The organism is Paraburkholderia sp. BGA-UO-ETr-F21, assembly GCF_059567925.1.
Genome location: NZ_JCAQOY010000040.1, coordinates 1,120,276 through 1,136,225, shown reverse-complemented (window position 1 = coordinate 1,136,225; position 15,950 = coordinate 1,120,276). Strand labels below are relative to the sequence as shown.

Annotated in this window: 17 protein-coding genes; 4 read left to right on the top strand and 13 right to left on the bottom strand. The window is 63.8% G+C overall.

What is annotated here, in order from left to right:
* Positions 1-6 precede the first annotated feature (6 nt).
* From AC57B1_RS37505 to ndk, 3 genes are all read right to left on the bottom strand, one after another.
* The gene (locus AC57B1_RS37505; protein WP_496420201.1) at positions 7-1,119 is read right to left on the bottom strand and encodes a helix-turn-helix domain-containing protein; all 1,113 of its coding nucleotides are present in this window, start codon (positions 1,117-1,119) and stop codon (positions 7-9) included.
* Positions 1,120-1,335: 216 nt separating this feature from the next.
* Positions 1,336-2,487 (bottom strand): dual-specificity RNA methyltransferase RlmN, encoded by a 1,152-nt coding sequence (gene rlmN / locus AC57B1_RS37500; RefSeq protein WP_007181344.1) that lies wholly within the window; start codon positions 2,485-2,487, stop codon positions 1,336-1,338.
* 161 nt (positions 2,488-2,648) lie between these two features.
* Positions 2,649-3,074, bottom strand: coding sequence for a nucleoside-diphosphate kinase (ndk, locus tag AC57B1_RS37495; protein WP_007181343.1), 426 nt, complete (start codon positions 3,072-3,074; stop codon positions 2,649-2,651).
* Positions 3,075-3,373: 299 nt separating this feature from the next.
* Between ndk and AC57B1_RS37490 the strand changes: the two genes are divergently transcribed.
* Positions 3,374-4,072, top strand: coding sequence for a Bax inhibitor-1/YccA family protein (locus AC57B1_RS37490; RefSeq protein WP_007181342.1), 699 nt, complete (start codon positions 3,374-3,376; stop codon positions 4,070-4,072).
* Between the two features lie 145 nt (positions 4,073-4,217).
* Here the strand turns inward: AC57B1_RS37490 and AC57B1_RS37485 are convergent, their stop codons facing one another.
* From AC57B1_RS37485 to AC57B1_RS37440, 10 genes are all read right to left on the bottom strand, one after another.
* Positions 4,218-4,991 carry an MBL fold metallo-hydrolase gene (locus AC57B1_RS37485; protein ID WP_091792922.1) on the bottom strand — a complete coding sequence of 258 codons (774 nt, stop codon included), beginning with the start codon at positions 4,989-4,991 and terminating at the stop codon, positions 4,218-4,220.
* Positions 4,992-4,998: 7 nt separating this feature from the next.
* Entirely contained in the window at positions 4,999-6,138 is a 1,140-nt protein-coding gene (gene bamC, locus AC57B1_RS37480) for an NlpB/DapX family lipoprotein (RefSeq protein ID WP_091792920.1), read from the bottom strand.
* A gap of 132 nt (positions 6,139-6,270) precedes the next feature.
* Positions 6,271-7,197 carry a 4-hydroxy-tetrahydrodipicolinate synthase gene (gene dapA / locus AC57B1_RS37475; protein WP_091792918.1) on the bottom strand — a complete coding sequence of 309 codons (927 nt, stop codon included), beginning with the start codon at positions 7,195-7,197 and terminating at the stop codon, positions 6,271-6,273.
* A gap of 43 nt (positions 7,198-7,240) precedes the next feature.
* The gene (locus tag AC57B1_RS37470) at positions 7,241-7,840 is read right to left on the bottom strand and encodes a class I SAM-dependent methyltransferase (RefSeq protein ID WP_408347773.1); all 600 of its coding nucleotides are present in this window, start codon (positions 7,838-7,840) and stop codon (positions 7,241-7,243) included.
* 73 nt (positions 7,841-7,913) lie between these two features.
* Positions 7,914-9,116, bottom strand: a complete 1,203-nt coding sequence (locus tag AC57B1_RS37465; RefSeq protein ID WP_408347770.1) for a tryptophan--tRNA ligase — start codon at positions 9,114-9,116, stop codon at positions 7,914-7,916.
* Positions 9,117-9,122: 6 nt separating this feature from the next.
* Complete coding sequence (locus AC57B1_RS37460; protein WP_408185446.1) at positions 9,123-9,785, bottom strand: site-2 protease family protein; 663 nt, start codon at positions 9,783-9,785, stop codon at positions 9,123-9,125.
* A 47-nt stretch (positions 9,786-9,832) separates the two neighbouring features.
* Positions 9,833-10,468, bottom strand: coding sequence for an L-threonylcarbamoyladenylate synthase (locus tag AC57B1_RS37455; protein WP_091800294.1), 636 nt, complete (start codon positions 10,466-10,468; stop codon positions 9,833-9,835).
* 157 nt (positions 10,469-10,625) lie between these two features.
* Entirely contained in the window at positions 10,626-11,456 is an 831-nt protein-coding gene (locus AC57B1_RS37450) for a 3',5'-nucleoside bisphosphate phosphatase (protein ID WP_496420200.1), read from the bottom strand.
* Between the two features lie 148 nt (positions 11,457-11,604).
* Positions 11,605-12,489 carry an alpha/beta fold hydrolase gene (locus AC57B1_RS37445; RefSeq protein WP_408347763.1) on the bottom strand — a complete coding sequence of 295 codons (885 nt, stop codon included), beginning with the start codon at positions 12,487-12,489 and terminating at the stop codon, positions 11,605-11,607.
* A gap of 83 nt (positions 12,490-12,572) precedes the next feature.
* Complete coding sequence (locus AC57B1_RS37440; RefSeq protein WP_496420199.1) at positions 12,573-13,484, bottom strand: ferritin-like domain-containing protein; 912 nt, start codon at positions 13,482-13,484, stop codon at positions 12,573-12,575.
* Positions 13,485-13,814: 330 nt separating this feature from the next.
* On the opposite strand from AC57B1_RS37440, the gene AC57B1_RS37435 reads away from it, so the two are divergent.
* From AC57B1_RS37435 to AC57B1_RS37425, 3 genes are all read left to right on the top strand, one after another.
* Positions 13,815-14,339, top strand: coding sequence for a gamma carbonic anhydrase family protein (locus tag AC57B1_RS37435; RefSeq protein WP_408185444.1), 525 nt, complete (start codon positions 13,815-13,817; stop codon positions 14,337-14,339).
* Between the two features lie 64 nt (positions 14,340-14,403).
* On the top strand, positions 14,404-15,354 hold the full coding sequence (gene hslO / locus AC57B1_RS37430) for an Hsp33 family molecular chaperone HslO (protein WP_091792907.1): 951 nt from the start codon (positions 14,404-14,406) through the stop codon (positions 15,352-15,354).
* A gap of 195 nt (positions 15,355-15,549) precedes the next feature.
* Complete coding sequence (locus AC57B1_RS37425; protein ID WP_408347757.1) at positions 15,550-15,939, top strand: hypothetical protein; 390 nt, start codon at positions 15,550-15,552, stop codon at positions 15,937-15,939.
* The last annotated feature ends 11 nt before the right edge of the window (positions 15,940-15,950 follow it).

Here is a 15,950-nt window from a genome sequence, read left to right as displayed (position 1 = left end):
TATTTGTCAAGGCAGCGCGAAACGCGCCACGTTACCTTTGGCAGCCGAATATTTCGACGGATCGACCGGCTGGCCATCGAGCGTCAGCGATTCAAGACCGGCTTTATTACCAACCGTGATCTTGAACGGCGCCGCGCCCGTCACTTCCTTCGTATCGCCCGCGTGCACGAGGCCGGAGAACACCTCCTTGCCATCCTTGCTACGCACACTGAACCAGCTGTCCTGTGTCACACGCAATGCGACGACTGAGTCACCGGCAGCCGGCGCCACCGTTGCCGCCGACGCGCCCGCAACCACCGCCGCCGACGCACTCGCGCCCGGCGCTGCGGCCACCTGGGCCTGCGAGCCTGCCTTGGGCGCAGCCATTGTTGCCGTGACCGCCGGCGCCGATGACGGCGTCGTGCCAGTGGCAAGCGGCGCGGGCATCGGCGTAGCCGACGCTGCGTTCTCTGCTGCCTCCTGTGCCTCCGGCGCTGACGCAGACTCAGCCGCCGTTGCTTCGGAACCCGCTGATTGACCTTGCGCCACCGTACCCGAGGCGCCCGTCACACCACCAGCGGCACCGTTCGCGCTCGCTTTCAAACGCGCAAGCCATGCAGACGAATCGCCACCGTTGGTGTGCCACATGCCGAGCGCGATCACCGCGACGATCACCGCCGCCACGCCCCACAACCATGAGCGGCTTTTTTGTCCGCTGCCGCCCAGCGACAGCGACACCCGCCCGCGCGGCAAATCTTTTCCCGACGACGCCGGCATCGACAGATCCGGCGCGGCCACACCCTTCTCGCGGCGCAGCACCGCCGTGAACGGCGCGGGATCGGCGCCGAGCATCTTCGCGTAGCTACGCATTACACCCAGCGCGAAGGTCGTGTCCGGCAAGTGGCTGATGTCGCCCGATTCGAGCGCGCGCAACTTGATGACTGACACTTTCAAACGCGCCGACACGTCGTCGACCGTCCAGCCTTTCGATTCACGCAGCTGGGTCAAGCGCGCGCCCACCGCCGCCAACGAATCCATGCCCGGCTGCACGGCGGGCTGCACCACCGCCCGTGCGACCGGCGCCGGATGGCCTTCGTTCGTGTCTGTGTCCTGCGGCTGCGGGTGCTGCGGCTCACTCATCCCAAATCCTTTCGCGTCGATTCTTTTTTACTCGTGCAAGCCGGACGGGCTCAAGCCTCACGTCCGAATCGCAGACCGTTTATAACAAAATGTGCGGCCTTGTGTGCCGCTTCCGATCGATTCTGCAAACTTTCTTTTCAATCGACGCCGGCACCGCAGGTTTTCGCGCTTTCGGGGAGCTTTCCCGACCATCGGCGCCCTGCGGTCCCCGCGCGATTACACGGCGCGAACCTCGATGATCTTCGCTGCCTTCCCGGTGCGTTCAGCAAGGCGAGTGCGGTCTTTTACCGCACCGGCCAACTGACCGCAGGCAGCGTCGATATCATCGCCGCGTGTTTTGCGCACCGTGGTGACGACGCCTGCGTCCATCAACACTTGTGCAAACCGCTTGATCTGTTCCGGCTTCGAGCGGATGAGGCCCGATTCGGGGAACGGATTAAACGGAATCAGATTGAACTTGCACGGCACGTCGCGCGTAACGGCGAGCAACTCGCGCGCTTGCGCCTCGCTGTCGTTCACGCCGTCGAGCATGCAATATTCAAACGTAATGAAGTCGCGCGGCGCGACTTTCAGATAGCGCTGGCAAGCCGCCATCAGTTCGCGCAGCGGATATTTCTTGTTCAGCGGCACGAGCATGTCGCGCAGCGGATCGCTAGGCGCATGCAGGGAGACCGCGAGCGCCACCGGCAGATCGGCGCCGAGCCGGTCCATCATGGGCACGACACCCGAAGTGGACAGCGTGACGCGGCGGCGCGAGAGGCCGTAAGCGTTGTCGTCGAGCATCAGGCGCATGGCGGGCACGACCGCGTCGTAGTTGAGCAGCGGCTCGCCCATGCCCATCATCACGACATTCGTGACGACGCGCTCGCCCTTGCCGTCGCCGCCCGTGGCGCGACCGCCATCCACACCGCGCGACGCGCGCAGCGCGAACTCGGCCATGCGCAACTGGCCGATGATTTCGCCGGTGGTGAGATTGCGGGAAAAACCCTGTTTACCGGTCGAACAGAAACGGCAATTGACCGCACACCCGGCCTGCGACGACACGCACAGCGTGCCACGCGTTTCTTCGGGAATGTAGACGGTTTCAACCGCGTTGCTGTTACCGACGTCGATCAGCCACTTGCGCGTGCCGTCGGTCGAAATATGGTCGCTGACGATGCCGGGCATCGAGATCGTGGCGCGCCCTTTGAGCTTTTCGCGCAAGGACTTCGCCAGATCGGTCATGCCGTCGAAGTCGGCAGCGTTGTACTGGTGAATCCAGCGCTGCAATTGCTTGGCGCGAAACGGCTTCTCGCCCAGGCTGTCGCAGTAGGCGACGAGCCCTTGGGCGTCGAGGTCGAGAAGGTTGACGGTGGGACTGCTCGTCATATCGAATCCTGCCATTTCAGTGCGAGACTACGTTCATGCAACAAGCTGCATGAACGCAATGCCGTTCGCGCCCATTCCTGCTGCTTTTACCTTACTACTTTGCCGGGCGATTCGTGCGATAAATCCAATCGGCTGCACGAACCGCGCAGGGCAAGTCCTGCTTAACGCGAGTAGACGTTCACTTGCGGGAAGAAGAACGCGATTTCGACTGCTGCCGTTTCAGGCGCATCGGAACCGTGCACTGCGTTCGCGTCGATGCTGTCTGCGAAATCGGCGCGGATCGTGCCCTTTTCCGCCTTCTTCGGGTCCGTTGCACCCATCAGGTCACGGTGCTTAAGAATGGCGTTTTCGCCTTCCAGCGCTTGCACGACGACCGGGCCCGAGATCATGAAATCGACCAGGTCCTTGAAGAACGGACGCGCAGCGTGCACGGCGTAGAACTTCTCTGCGTCGGCGCGCGACAGGTGAACCATGCGCGAAGCCACGATCTTCAGACCAGCGTTCTCGAAACGGGTATAGATCTGGCCGATCACGTTCTTGGCCACTGCGTCCGGCTTGATAATCGACAGGGTGCGTTCGATCGCCATAAAAACTCCAAAAAATTAAGAGGTTACAGATTCAAATGAATCCGCTATTGTAGCATGTTCCCGTGTATGATTGCGATTGAACCCTTACAACACTGAAAGACTCCAAGCAGGAGTTTCCGAATACTGGTAGCGTTGGCCGTGTGGGTGCCAAGTCAGTATTTTCAGGGCATTGAAACTCCCTGCCTGCGCGCCAATCTTAGGGAAGAGAGCGCCGCGCCGGTGACAGGAATTCCACGGCTCGGCTCGCTACAACCCGCTTCACAACCATACGCAACTTGCTTCTGAGGTAAGGAGAGACCATGAACGATCATCCGTATAGCTTTGGCCGCAATGGCGCGGTCAGCACGGTCGAAACGCGTAACCGCGTGCTACGGAACACCTACTGGCTGCTCGCGCTGTCCATGATTCCGACAGTGCTCGGCGCGTGGGTGGGCCTCGCCACGGGTTTCTCGCTGTTCGCCGCCACGAGTCCCGCCATGAGCATGCTGGCGTTCTTCGCGATCGCCTTCGGCTTCATGTTCGCCATCCAGAAAACCAAAGACAGCGCGGCCGGCGTGTTCGTGCTACTCGGCTTCACGTTCTTCATGGGCCTGATGCTGTCGCGTATCCTGAGCTTCGTGCTCGGTTTTTCGAACGGCCCGTCGTTGATCATGCTCGCCTTCGGTGGCACTGGTGTGATCTTCGCGTCGATGGCAACCATCGCCACGGTCAGCAAGCGCGACTTTTCGGGTCTCGGCAAGTGGTTGTTCATGGGCGTGATCGTGCTGCTGCTCGCATCGGTCGCGAACGTGTTCCTGCATCTGCCGGCGCTGATGCTCACGGTGTCGGTTCTCGCCATCGTGATCTTCTCGGCCTACATGCTGTTCGACGTTCAGCGCGTCGTGAACGGCGGTGAAACGAATTACATCACCGCCACCCTCGCGATCTACCTTGACCTGTACAACGTGTTCGTCAACCTGCTCGCGCTGCTCGGAATTTTCGGCGGTAACCGCAACTAAGGGTGGCAACCAAGCCTGATTCAGGGCGTGGCATTCCAAATGTCCCGCCTTGAAGAAAAAGCCCATAACGAGTAATCGTTATGGGCTTTTTTCATGGAATCGCGGCGCCTGGCGCGCGGGGCAAGCATCAGGAATCAGGCGCGGATCAGACGCTCAGCCACGCAAACCCGTCGTCCTGCGAAGCCACCACCACTTCTGTAGGCGCCGCGCCCAGCACGCCGGCCATAGCGGCCTGCGCCAGTTCAGGCGAATTATTCTGCTGACTCAGGTGCGCGGCGACCAGGTGGCGCAATCTCGAACGATCGAGCGAAGCCAGAATTTCAGCCGCCGCGTCGTTGTTCAGATGCCCATGATTGCCGCCGATGCGCGCTTTCAACGATTGCGGATAGCGGCTGCCGGCCAGCATCCGTACATCGTGATTGCATTCGAGCACCAACGCGTCGCATCCGCTCAGCACCGAGCTGATATGAGGCGTGGACGTGCCGACGTCCGTCAGCACACCAAGCCGGCTCGCGCCGTTCGAGAGCACGTATTGCAGCGGCTCGCGGGCGTCGTGCGGGACGGTGTAGGGGAGAATGCTGAGGTCGCCGATCGCCACCGCTTCGTCGCCCCAGAGCACCTGCAGGTCCACGTCGGCTTCGTCGGCGCCTACCGCGCGAGCGGTGCCCCAGCTCATGTACAAGGGAATCGACCACTTGCGCGCCAGCGTCAGCGCACTGCCAATGTGGTCGCCATGCTCATGCGTGATCAGAATCGCGTCGAGACCTTCGACGCTCGCGCCAAGCCGCGTCAGCCGCCGCTCGACTTCCTTGGCCGAAAAACCGCAGTCGAGCAGCACACGCGTGGTGGTCGCGCCGCTTTGCGCTTCCACCAGCATGGCATTGCCTTCACTGCCGCTGCCGAGACTCGCGAACCTCACGGTCCGCTTAGTTCAGCTGTGCGTGCAGCAGCGTCACGATGCGCTGCGCGTCGGACGAATTGTCCACCTGTCCGTTCGCGTTCAGCACGGCCACCTGCGTCACTGCATCGCCCTTCGAGCGAACGTTGACGAGGAATTCCTGACCCGGCTTCTTCGCCGTATTGCCGCTGTAGAACAGCTTGCCGAACAGCCCTTCTTTCTTCAGCTCCTGCATCGAATCCGCGTAGCGCACGTAGTAGATGCCCTTCGCACGATCGCGGTTGTCGACGGTGAAGTTGGTGCGGTCGAGCGCGAGGCCCACGCGCAGCCATGCGCGGTCGAACGACTCCTGCAGATCGAGCGTGGACGCGCCCGCGCTCTGGTCGAGCGTGGTCGGCGCCACCGCCGGACGCGCGTCGGTCAGCAACTGCTTCGACTGCGCTTCGGTCAGACCGAACTTCTGCATCAGCTTGGTCAGGAACAGCGCTTCCAGGGCCGGATCGCGAGGACGCTCTTCCCAACGCGAGGACGTCTTGTCCTGCCCCGTCATCACTTCTTCCATCGCGCTGTGCGTGATGGAAATGTCCGTTGTTTCGCCCGGCGCGCGCGACACGAGCGTGCGGAAGCTGTCACGCGTACCCGACGAATACGCGAAATCGATGACCTTGCCGACCGTGCGGCGGAACCAGTCGTCCGGAATGTTGGCGCGGTTTTCAGCCCAGTCGGTCGTCATGATGCCGGTAGCCGGCGCGTCGGTCTTCAGCGCAAAGCCGTTCTCCTGCCAGAACTCCTGCAACTGCGACCAGAGTTGTTCCGGCGTGCGGCCGTCGACCACCAGCCAGCGGCGATCGCCGTCACGTTCGATATGCATGCCGAACGGATCCTGCGCGTTCGGCTGACCTTCGGTCGAATTGCCGGCGGCCGTGACCGCGCGCTGCTGCGCGCCGCCCAGCGCCAGATTGGCCGGCGGTGCGACATAGCGCTGATCGGTCGGCGTGGTGCTCAGATCGCCGGGAACGGCGAGCGCCGGCGCGCTGCCCGCGCCCTTGTAGTTGACGCGGTCGGAAGCAAACCAGTCGTTCAGCGTGTCACAGCCGGCGAGCGTCGTGAGGGCAAGCGCCAGCGCCGCCATGCGGGTTGCGTGGAGGGAAAGTGCGGAACGTTTCATGAGGTCCTTCGTGATGCTGGAACGCGGTGCCTTGGTTCTGTGTGCCGGGAACGTGGGCTGGATCGACGTCGGTTAAGGGAGTGCCGGTGGCAGGCTTTCGTTGGCGCTGGGGGTGCCGCGGACGCTGTCCGCCTAGCCCAGCAGGCCCGCTTCGCGCAGCGCGCCGCGCACCACTTCGTGGTATTGCGGATCGAGCGGCGTGAGCGGCAGGCGGATTCCGCCCTGCACACGACCCAATTGCTGCAGCGCCCATTTGGCCGGAATCGGATTCGATTCGATGAACAGGTTCTTATGCAGCGACAGGAGTTTCATATGAATCTCGCGCGCGGTCTTAGCGTCCGCGGCGAGCGCAGCCTTGCAGAGATCACTCATGGCGCGCGGCGCGACGTTGGCGGTGACCGAAATATTGCCGTGGCCGCCGAGCAGCATCAGCGCGATGGCGGTGGGATCATCGCCGCTGTAGATGCCGAAGTGCGACGGCGCGGACTTGATCAGATGCGCGGCGCGATCGATATTGCCGGTCGCTTCCTTCACACCGATGATGCCAGGCACCTGCGCGCAACGCAGAATGGTTTCGTTGCTCATGTCCGCAACGGTGCGGCCCGGCACGTTGTACAGGATCACCGGCAGATCGACGGTTTCGGCGATCTTCGCGAAATGGCGGTAAATGCCTTCCTGCGTCGGCTTGTTGTAGTAAGGCACGACCTGGAGCGTGGCGTCGGCGCCGACTTCCTTGGCCTGCTGGGTGAGTTCGATCGCCTCGGTCGTGGAATTGCCGCCCGAGCCCGCGATCACCGGAATCCGGCCCGCCGTATGCTCGACCGCGGTCTTGACCATCAGCACGTGTTCCTCGACCGACAGCGTGGCCGATTCGCCGCTCGTGCCGACCACGACGAGAGCGTTCGTGCCCTCTGCGATATGCCAGTCGATCAGTTTGCGAAACGCCGGCAGATCCAGGCTGCCGTCTTCGAGCATCGGGGTGATGATGGCAGGAATGCTGCCGCGAATCTGAACGCCGTCGTTGCTGCCTTGGTTGCTGCCTTGGTTGCCGTTAGTCATGAAACGCCATGAATTTGATCAGGTAAACCGCGATTGTAGCGGATTAGCCAGCCAACTCGTAACAAGGCGGAGCTGCCGCCTGCGCGGGGTCGACTGAGCGCTCCGCCTCCAGAATTGCGCAGATCCGCTGGACGTAGGCCGGGCGCGGCTGCGCGAGAAACCCATCTTGAAATGCGACCACCCGGAGCTGGCCGCGCACGCGCTCGAGCAGCTCGCCGGGCGCCAGTAGAAACGCCGGATTAGAGGGTTTGCCGACCCTTTCGTTTCCTTGCGCGAAGGTCTCGTAAACCAGCACGCCGCCGGGCGCGAGCGCGCGCAAAAGCTGCGCAAAGAGCGGGCGGTGCAGGTAATTCGTCACCACGACGGCGGCGAATTTCGACTCGGCGGGCAACGGCCACGCGGCGCCTTCGAGGTCGGCTTCGACTGGCGTGACGAGCGGCTCGCCACGCAGCATGCCGAGCGCCGCCGCGTCGCGGTCGATGGCGGTCACCGGATGCCCAAGCGACGCAAAGAACCGCGCATGCCGGCCCGCGCCGGATGCGACGTCGAGCACCGCGCCGCCCGGCGCGACCAGATGCGCCCAATCGCGCACCCAGGGGGACGGCTCGCCCAGTCCGTGCATGGCGGCAACGGGCGTGCTCATCGACTTGCCCGCCGTTCAGCACGGCTCACCGGTTGGGTCACTTGCGTCAGCTGCTTCACTTGCGTCAGCTGCTTCAGTTGTAAGACAGGCCCATGGCCTCGCGTACGTCGCGCATCGTTTCCGTGGCGAACTTGCGGGCCTTGTCGCAGCCGTCGGCGACGATCGCGCGCAACAGCGACGGGTCGTCCATGTACTTCTGCGCGCGCTCGAGCATGGGCTGCTGCTCGCGCAGAATGCCCTCGATCACCGGCTGCTTGCACTCGAGGCAGCCAATGCCGGCCGACCGGCAGCCCTTCTCCACCCAGTCGTGAGTGGCTTTGTCGGTGTAGACCTGGTGAAGCTGCCACACCGGGCACTTGTCGGGGTCGCCCGGATCGGTGCGGCGCACGCGAGCCGGATCGGTCGGCATGGTGCGGACTTTCTTCGTGATCGTCTCCGCGTCTTCACGCAGGCCGATCGTGTTGCCGTACGACTTCGACATTTTCTGACCGTCGAGACCCGGCATGCGCGACGCCTCGGTCAGCATGGCTTGCGGCTCGACCAGAATGATCTTGCGCGAACCTTCGAGGTAGCCGAACAGACGCTCGCGATCGCTCATCGACAGGCTCTGTGATTCCTGCAACATGGCGCGCGCCTGTTCGAGCGCTTCGTCGTCGCCTTCCTGCTGGTAGGCATTGCGCAGTTCGTGATAGAGCTTGGCGCGCTTGCCGCCGAGCTTTTTCGCCGCCTCGTTCGCCTTCTGCTCGAAACCCGGTTCACGGCCGTACAGATAGTTGAAGCGGCGCGCGATTTCGCGCGTCATTTCGACGTGTGGCACCTGGTCTTCACCAACCGGCACGAGCGAGCCGCGATACAACAGGATGTCCGCCGCCATCAACACCGGATAGCCGAGAAAGCCGTAAGTGGACAGATCCTTGTCCTTCAGCTTCTCCTGCTGCTCCTTGTAGGTCGGCACGCGCTCGAGCCAGCCCAGCGGCGTGCTCATGCCGAGCAGGAGCGCCAGTTCGGCATGCTCGGGCACCTTGCTCTGAATAAACAGCGTGGCCTGCGCCGGATCGATACCCGCTGCCAGCCAGTCGGTCAGCACATCCCAGACGTTCTTTTCGATCACTTCGGGCGTTTCGTAATGCGTGGTCAGCGCATGCCAGTCGACCACGCAGAAGAAACACGGGTACTCGGACTGCAGCCGCACCCAGTTTTTCAGCACGCCGTGATAGTGGCCGAGGTGCAACGACCCGGTGGGCCGCATGCCGGAGAAGATACGGTCTGGGAACATGATTATTTAGAAAAGCGAAACAAGAGGAGTCAGAATGGCGGTGATCGCGCTGTAGCCGATCGTGACAAGCGGATTCAGCCAGTAACGCGTCAGCGTGCCCGTCATGACGAGCGCCATTACGATGAAAAAACCGTACGGCTCGAGGCGCGACAGCGTGATGGATTGCCGCGGCGGCAGCAGCGCCATTAGCACACGGCCGCCGTCGAGCGGCGGCAGCGGAAACAGGTTCAGCACGCCGAGCACGAGATTCACGCCCACGCCGGCTCCCGCCATGCGCGTGAAGAACGGCTCGTCCACATTCATTACCGCGAGCGCGACACCGAACAGGCCCCAGATCAGCGCTTGCACGAAGTTGCAGGCCGGACCCGCGGCCGCGACCCACAGGCTGCCCCAGCGCGGATTGCGCAGGTTGCCGAAGGCGACCGGCACCGGCTTGGCGTAGCCGAACATGAACGCGCCGCTGGTGGCGAAGTACAGCAGCAAGGGAATCGCGATCGTGCCGAGCGGGTCGATGTGCCGCATCGGATTGACCGACACGCGGCCGAGTACGTAGGCCGTGTTGTCGCCGAGCCAGCGCGCCACATAGCCATGCGCGGCTTCATGCAGCGTGATGGCGAAAATCACGGGCAACGCGTATACCGCAATGGTCTGTATCAGGGAAGAATCCATAACTCGCTATTGTAACAACGCGATTGCGTGCGTCTGTCCGCTTTCACTCATGCCGTCTCTTCGAGGCCGAACGGCGCGAGAGAGCCGCGCCCTGCCCGCACCAGCACCGGTTCCGCGCCCGTCAGATCGATCACCGTGGACGGCTCGCACACGCAGGGGCCGCCGTCGATCACCAGATCCAGCTGCTTTTCCAGGCGCGCGCGGATTTCTTCCGGGTCGTTCATTGGCTGGGTTTCCCCCGGCATGATCAGCGTCGAGCCGAGCAGCGGCTGGCCGAGTTCTTCGAGAATCGCCAGCGTGATCGCATGATCCGGCACGCGCAGGCCGATGGTTTTGCGCGACGGGTGCGAGAGGCGCCGCGGCACCTCCTTGGTAGCCTGCAAGACGAATACATAGGGGCCGGGCGTCACCGATTTGATCAGCCGGTACTGCCGGTTGTCCACCATCGCGAAATTCGAGAGTTCGGACAGATCGCGCACCAGCAGAGACAGAAGCTGCTTCTCGTCCAGTCCGCGAATGCGGCGCAGACGCTCGACCGCGTCCTTGTCGTCCAGATGGCAAGCGAGCGCGTAGCTGGAATCCGTCGGCAGCGCGACCACGCCGCCATCGTTGATGATCTGCACGGCCTGCTTGACGAGGCGCGGCTGCGGGTTATCAGGATGAAGCCGGAAGTATTGGGACATGGCTAACGTTGGCTGACGAATGAACTGCGGCTGAACGGTAAATGAACTGCGGCTGAAGACCGGCCGGAAGATCGCGCCCAAGCCTGGAGCCAGGCGCGTGCCGCGCGCCGCGCCCCGCCGACTTTCGCGCTCGACGTGCCGCTACGGCACGGCGCGCTCACAGCCAGCGTTCCCAGACGGGCTTCAGATCGGAGGGCAGCGGCGGCAACGTGCCGAGGTCGACACGGCCTTCGCCGGGTGCGTGGAAGTCGGACCCGCGCGACGCCTCGAAGCCGAAACGGCGCGCGACATCCGCGTATTCGCGATACTGGTCGGGCGTATGGCTGCCCGTCACCACTTCGATCGCCTTGCCGCCGAGATCGATGAATTCGGCAAAAAACGCGTCGAATTCGACCGGCGAGTAAGCATACCGACCCGGATGCGCAATGACGGCTTCGCCGCCGGCAGCCTGGATCCAGCCGACCGCGTCGGCCAGTTTGGCCCACCGGTGCGACACGTAGCCGGGCTTGCCGTCGCCCAGATAGCGAGTGAACACGTCTTGCGTGGAAGTGGCGTAGCCGTTTTCAACCATGAACCGCGCGAAATGCGTGCGCGAAATCATGTCCGGGTTCGATACGTATTTGAGCGCGCCCTGATAGGCGTCGGGAATGCCGAGCGTGGCCAGTTGCTCGCCGATGGCTTCGGCGCGCGCGGCGCGGCCGTTGCGGGTGCGCGCGAGACCGTCGATCAGGATCGAACTGGTCGGATCGATGCCCAGCCCGACGATATGCACCGTGCGCGACGCCCACGTCACCGAAATTTCGACGCCGCTCAGATAGCCCATGCCGAGCGCTTCGGCGGTGTTTTTCGCTTCGTGCTGGCCGCCGAGTTCATCGTGATCGGTGAGCGCCCACAGCGTCACGCCGCCCGCGTGCGCGCGGCGCGCAACTTCGGCCGGCGCGAACTGGCCGTCGGAAACGGTGGAATGACAGTGGAGGTCGGCGTTCATCGTTGTCTTGAAAAGGATCTGCACTCATTTTACTGCAACGCAGTAAGTGGACGCAGAGCTATCTCGCGCAACCGCCGCCCGGAGGCAGTTCCCATGCGGGGCGTTCCGAAGGAAGCACCCTTTGCGATTCCTCCGCCTTTCGAGAACGCTACGCGCAGAACCCTTCGATCAGCGCGGCCACCTGCTCCGGCTGGTCGTGGTGAACCATGTGCCCTGCTTCGTCGATGATCTTCTCGCGCCAGTTCGGGAACGCCTGAAAGCGCGCCTTGAACTCGTCGAGCGGAATTTCGCCGGCGATCTGCGCAAGCGTCGGCGAGTTGGCGGCTTCCACGTGCAGCACCCTGGCGCTCACCTTGCGCCACGTCGCCATCACTTCGTCGAGACGGTACAGCGCGGGGCCGCGCAGTTTGTGCGCTGGGTCGGCGAGCAGCATGAAGCGCCCTTCGCCATCCGGCTTCGACCAATGCTGCGCGAGGAACTGCGCGCGCAGCGGATCGAGGCGCGGATTGGTCTTGATGAGACGCGCGGCGACGTCCTCGAGCGACGCGTAGCGCTTCAGTTGCGGCGGATCGCGCAATTCGTCGAGCCAGTTGCGCAGACGTTTGGGCGCCTGCGCCGCGTGCGAAGGCGCGAGGCCGAACCCTTCAAGGTCGACCACGCGCCGCACCCGCTCCGGCCGCACGCCCGCATAAACGCAGGCAATGTTGGCGCCCATGCTGTGGCCGACAAGATTCACTTCGCCGGTCGGCGCGTAGTGGTCGAGCAAGGCGTCGAGATCGGCCAGATAGTCCTGAATCCAGTAATTGCCGCCGCCGCGCTCCGCTACCGGCCAGTCCGACAGGCCGAAACCACGCATGTCCGGCGCCAGCACCTGCCACTCGCCGCCCAACGCGTCGACGACAAACTGGAACGACGCCGCCACGTCCATCCAGCCGTGCAGCATGAACAGCATCGGCGCATCCGGGTTGCCCCAGCGGCGCACATGCAGACGGATGCCGCGCACGGCGACGAATTCAGACTGGGAAGAGTTCATGAACGGCACGTCCAAAAAAGAATGGTCGTTCGATTATAACGAGATAGGCCGGCAACGCGCGGCGCCGGATTGCGAAGGAAACCTCAGTCGGCGGCGGACGGCGGCACCGCCTGCGGAGCGTCGAGGCCCGCGAGGGCTGTCAGCTCGGCCAGTTCTGCTTCGTCGAAGCCGGCTTCACGGCGCGCCTCGAAATTGAACGGCCCACGTAATTTCGGTGCGTGATACTGGTCGGCAAGACGCGTGTACGTGTCGTGAGGGTCGAATCCGCTGGCGTCGCACAGGTGCCGGAACCAGCGGTTGCCGATCAGCACGTGGCCGATTTCGTCGCGCAGGATCACGTCGAGAATTGCCGCCGATGCCTGATCGCCCGCCTGCAGCAGGCGCGCCCGAATCGGCGGCGAGGCGTCGAGGCCGCGCGCTTCGAGTGTGCGCGGCACCAGCGCCATGCGCGCCAGCACGTCGCCGCGCGTGCGCTCGCACATGTCCCACAAGCCGTCGTGGGCCGGGAAGTCGCCGTAGACGTGGCCGTACTGCGCGAGGCGCGCGGCCAGCAGCGAGAAGTGATAGGCCTCTTCGGCGGCGACTTTGAGCCAGTCCGTGTAGAACGCCGCGGGCATGCCAGCAAAGCGCCAGACCGCGTCCAGCGCGAGATTGATGGCGTTGAATTCGATGTGCGCGAGCGCATGCAGCAGAACCGCGCGCCCTTGCGGCGATTGCATGCTGCGCCGCTTCAACTGGCGCGGATCGACCAGTTCGGGCCGAGCGGGACGGCCCGGTAGACCGGCCGGTTCGACGAGTTCGAGGTCTGCGGCGCACACCATGCGGCCTTCGAGTACCGCCGCGTAGAGCCTTCGGGCCGCGGCGGCTTTGGCGGCCGGATCGGCTTCGCACAATGCGTGGAGCGCGGCGGCGCGCGCGCAATGCGCTTGCCGTCCGGAATCGGCGACGGATGGATCAGACGGAGCGGACGGAGCGGACGGAGCGGCAGACATCATGGCAAGCGGATCGACAAAGGAAGCAGCAAAAAGAGCCGAAGGCGCGGAGGCCAGGGAAACGGCAGGGCGAGCCGCGGCCGATACATCGACCCGCGGCCTTCAAAGCATGAGCCGCGGCACGACCACGCATCCGGCAGCCCCAGGAGCGAAGCGGCGTATCGCGCCGCCGTATCAAGCGGCTCAAGCACACAACCGTTTACAATACTCGATTCGACGACCATCCAACGTGACCAAAGCCTTGGCGTGGCGGCACAGCCCGGCGGCGCAAGACATGCCGGCCCGTTTCGCGCCCTATTCCGCGCACGTAGCGACCGATCAAGAGGAGACACTGTGACCATTTACAAGCTTGGCGATGCCGCCCCGACCATCCATGAAAGCGTGTTCGTAGCGGATTCAGCGAGCATCATCGGCAACGTCACGCTCGAAGAGAACGCCAGCGTCTGGTTCGGCGCGACGATTCGCGGCGACAACGAACCCATCACCATTGGCACGGGCAGCAACGTGCAGGAAAACGCCGTGCTGCACACCGACCCCGGTTTTCCGCTGACGATCGAGCCGAACGTCACGATCGGCCACCAGGTCATGCTGCACGGCTGCACGATCAAGGAAGGTTCGCTGATCGGAATTCAGGCCGTGGTCTTGAATGGTGCGGTGATCGGCCGCAACTGTCTGGTCGGAGCGGGCGCCATCGTCACCGAAGGCAAAGTGTTTCCCGACAATTCGCTGATTCTCGGCGCGCCCGCCAAGGTGGTGCGCGAACTGACCGAGACGGATATCGCCAACATGCAGCGCGGCGCGGCAACCTATGCCGAGCGCCGCGAATATTACAAGGCGCAGCTCGTGCGCATCGGCTAGCCAGCCGGTGCGCACGCCGCGCACGACGCGGCATCACGCTGCGTCATTTGACCGAGGAAAAGTTGTGAGCGACCAGTTGCAAAAATTCATGTTCAGCGCGGCGCCGGTGCGCGGCGAGATCGTTTCGCTGCGCAATACGTGGCAGGAAGTCCTGACACGCCGCGATTATCCGGCGCCGGTGCGCACGGTGCTGGGCGAAATGATGGCCGCGTGCGCGCTGCTGTCGGCGAACCTCAAGTTCGACGGCACGCTCATCATGCAGATTTTCGGCGACGGCCCGGTCAAGATGCTGGTGGTGCAGTGCGGCTCCGATCTGTCGATGCGCGCCACCGCCAAGCTGTCAGGCGAAGCGGCCAACGTGATCGGCGAGACGACCAGCATGGTCGACCTGTTGAACGCGAGCGGCCACGGCCGTTGCGTGATCACGCTCGATCCGGCCGACAAGCAGCCCGGTCAGCAACCGTATCAAAGTATCGTGCCGCTCTCGGGCGTGGACGGCCCGCTCAACTCGATGTCCGAGGTGCTCGAGCATTACATGCACCACTCGGAGCAGCTCGACACGCGCCTGTGGCTCGCGGCGAACACCGAACGCGCCGTCGGCATGCTGCTGCAAAAACTGCCGGGAGACGGCGGCATCGTCCCGCATCCGGGCGATCTGGACGCGGACACGTGGGAACGCGTCTGCACGCTCGGCGGCACGATGTCGCAAGACGAGTTGCTGAAGGAAGAACCGGAAACGATTTTCCGGCGCCTGTTCTGGCAGGAGAACGTTCAGCATTTCGAACCGGCAAAGACGCGCTTCGAGTGCACGTGTTCGCGCGAAAAGGTCGGCGGCATGCTGAAGATGCTGGGCCGCGAAGAGGTGGACGGCGTACTCGAAGAACGCGGTCACGTGGAGATTCATTGCGAGTTCTGCAACCAGCGTTACGAGTTCGATCCGGTCGATGTCGCGCAACTTTTTGTCGCCGAGGCGCTCTCACAAGGTGTGACGCCCGCGGCTGAACAGCGGCACTGAACGGGCCCGCCGGCGCGCGGGCTCCATGCGCGCCGAACGCCGGTCCATCACGCTTGTGTCACGGCAGACAATACCGTGTCGCCCGCTGCCTTTTCAGGGCTCGGGCGGCACAGCATCGTCGAACATTGCGTTGAATCATTGGCGGGCCGAGGCGGCGCATGATTTGCTTAGGCATCCGACCGATGGAGATCGAACATGAACCACCCTGCTTCGTTGATGCCGATGCTGCGTCACGCACGCACGGCCGCCGTGCTGGCTATCGTCGTCGGCAGTGGCATGCTGGCCGGCTGCATGATGGACCCGCCGGGGCCGTCGCCGATCTATAGCCGCCTGCCCGCCGACCAGTCGGGCATGGCCGGCACCGCCCAACCGCTGACACCCGCAGAGCGCCAGCGCTATGACGCGATCGACCAGCAGGTCATGGCCGAGCAGAATCAGGCGATTGCCGCCGAAAACGCGGCGCAAGCCTGGTCGCGTTACTACACGCCGCCAGTCAGTGTGTACGGCAGCTACTACGGTGGTGGTTGGGGGCACGGCTGGGGTACGGGAATTGGCGTCGGTTACGGGCCGTACTGGGGTTGGTGAGCGGCGGCAAG

Excerpts from the sequence above, each read along its gene's own strand:
- AC57B1_RS37505 (WP_496420201.1), bottom strand. The coding sequence starts at position 1,119 with ATGAGTGAGCCGCAGCACCCGCAGCCGCAGGACACAGACACGAACGAA.
- rlmN (WP_007181344.1), bottom strand. The coding sequence starts at position 2,487 with ATGACGAGCAGTCCCACCGTCAACCTTCTCGACCTCGACGCCCAAGGG.
- ndk (WP_007181343.1), bottom strand. The coding sequence starts at position 3,074 with ATGGCGATCGAACGCACCCTGTCGATTATCAAGCCGGACGCAGTGGCC.
- AC57B1_RS37490 (WP_007181342.1), top strand. The coding sequence starts at position 3,374 with ATGAACGATCATCCGTATAGCTTTGGCCGCAATGGCGCGGTCAGCACG.
- bamC (WP_091792920.1), bottom strand. The coding sequence starts at position 6,138 with ATGAAACGTTCCGCACTTTCCCTCCACGCAACCCGCATGGCGGCGCTG.
- dapA (WP_091792918.1), bottom strand. The coding sequence starts at position 7,197 with ATGACTAACGGCAACCAAGGCAGCAACCAAGGCAGCAACGACGGCGTT.
- AC57B1_RS37470 (WP_408347773.1), bottom strand. The coding sequence starts at position 7,840 with ATGAGCACGCCCGTTGCCGCCATGCACGGACTGGGCGAGCCGTCCCCC.
- AC57B1_RS37465 (WP_408347770.1), bottom strand. The coding sequence starts at position 9,116 with ATGTTCCCAGACCGTATCTTCTCCGGCATGCGGCCCACCGGGTCGTTG.
- AC57B1_RS37460 (WP_408185446.1), bottom strand. The coding sequence starts at position 9,785 with ATGGATTCTTCCCTGATACAGACCATTGCGGTATACGCGTTGCCCGTG.
- AC57B1_RS37455 (WP_091800294.1), bottom strand. The coding sequence starts at position 10,468 with ATGTCCCAATACTTCCGGCTTCATCCTGATAACCCGCAGCCGCGCCTC.
- AC57B1_RS37450 (WP_496420200.1), bottom strand. The coding sequence starts at position 11,456 with ATGAACGCCGACCTCCACTGTCATTCCACCGTTTCCGACGGCCAGTTC.
- AC57B1_RS37445 (WP_408347763.1), bottom strand. The coding sequence starts at position 12,489 with ATGAACTCTTCCCAGTCTGAATTCGTCGCCGTGCGCGGCATCCGTCTG.
- AC57B1_RS37440 (WP_496420199.1), bottom strand. The coding sequence starts at position 13,484 with ATGATGTCTGCCGCTCCGTCCGCTCCGTCCGCTCCGTCTGATCCATCC.
- AC57B1_RS37425 (WP_408347757.1), top strand. The coding sequence starts at position 15,550 with ATGAACCACCCTGCTTCGTTGATGCCGATGCTGCGTCACGCACGCACG.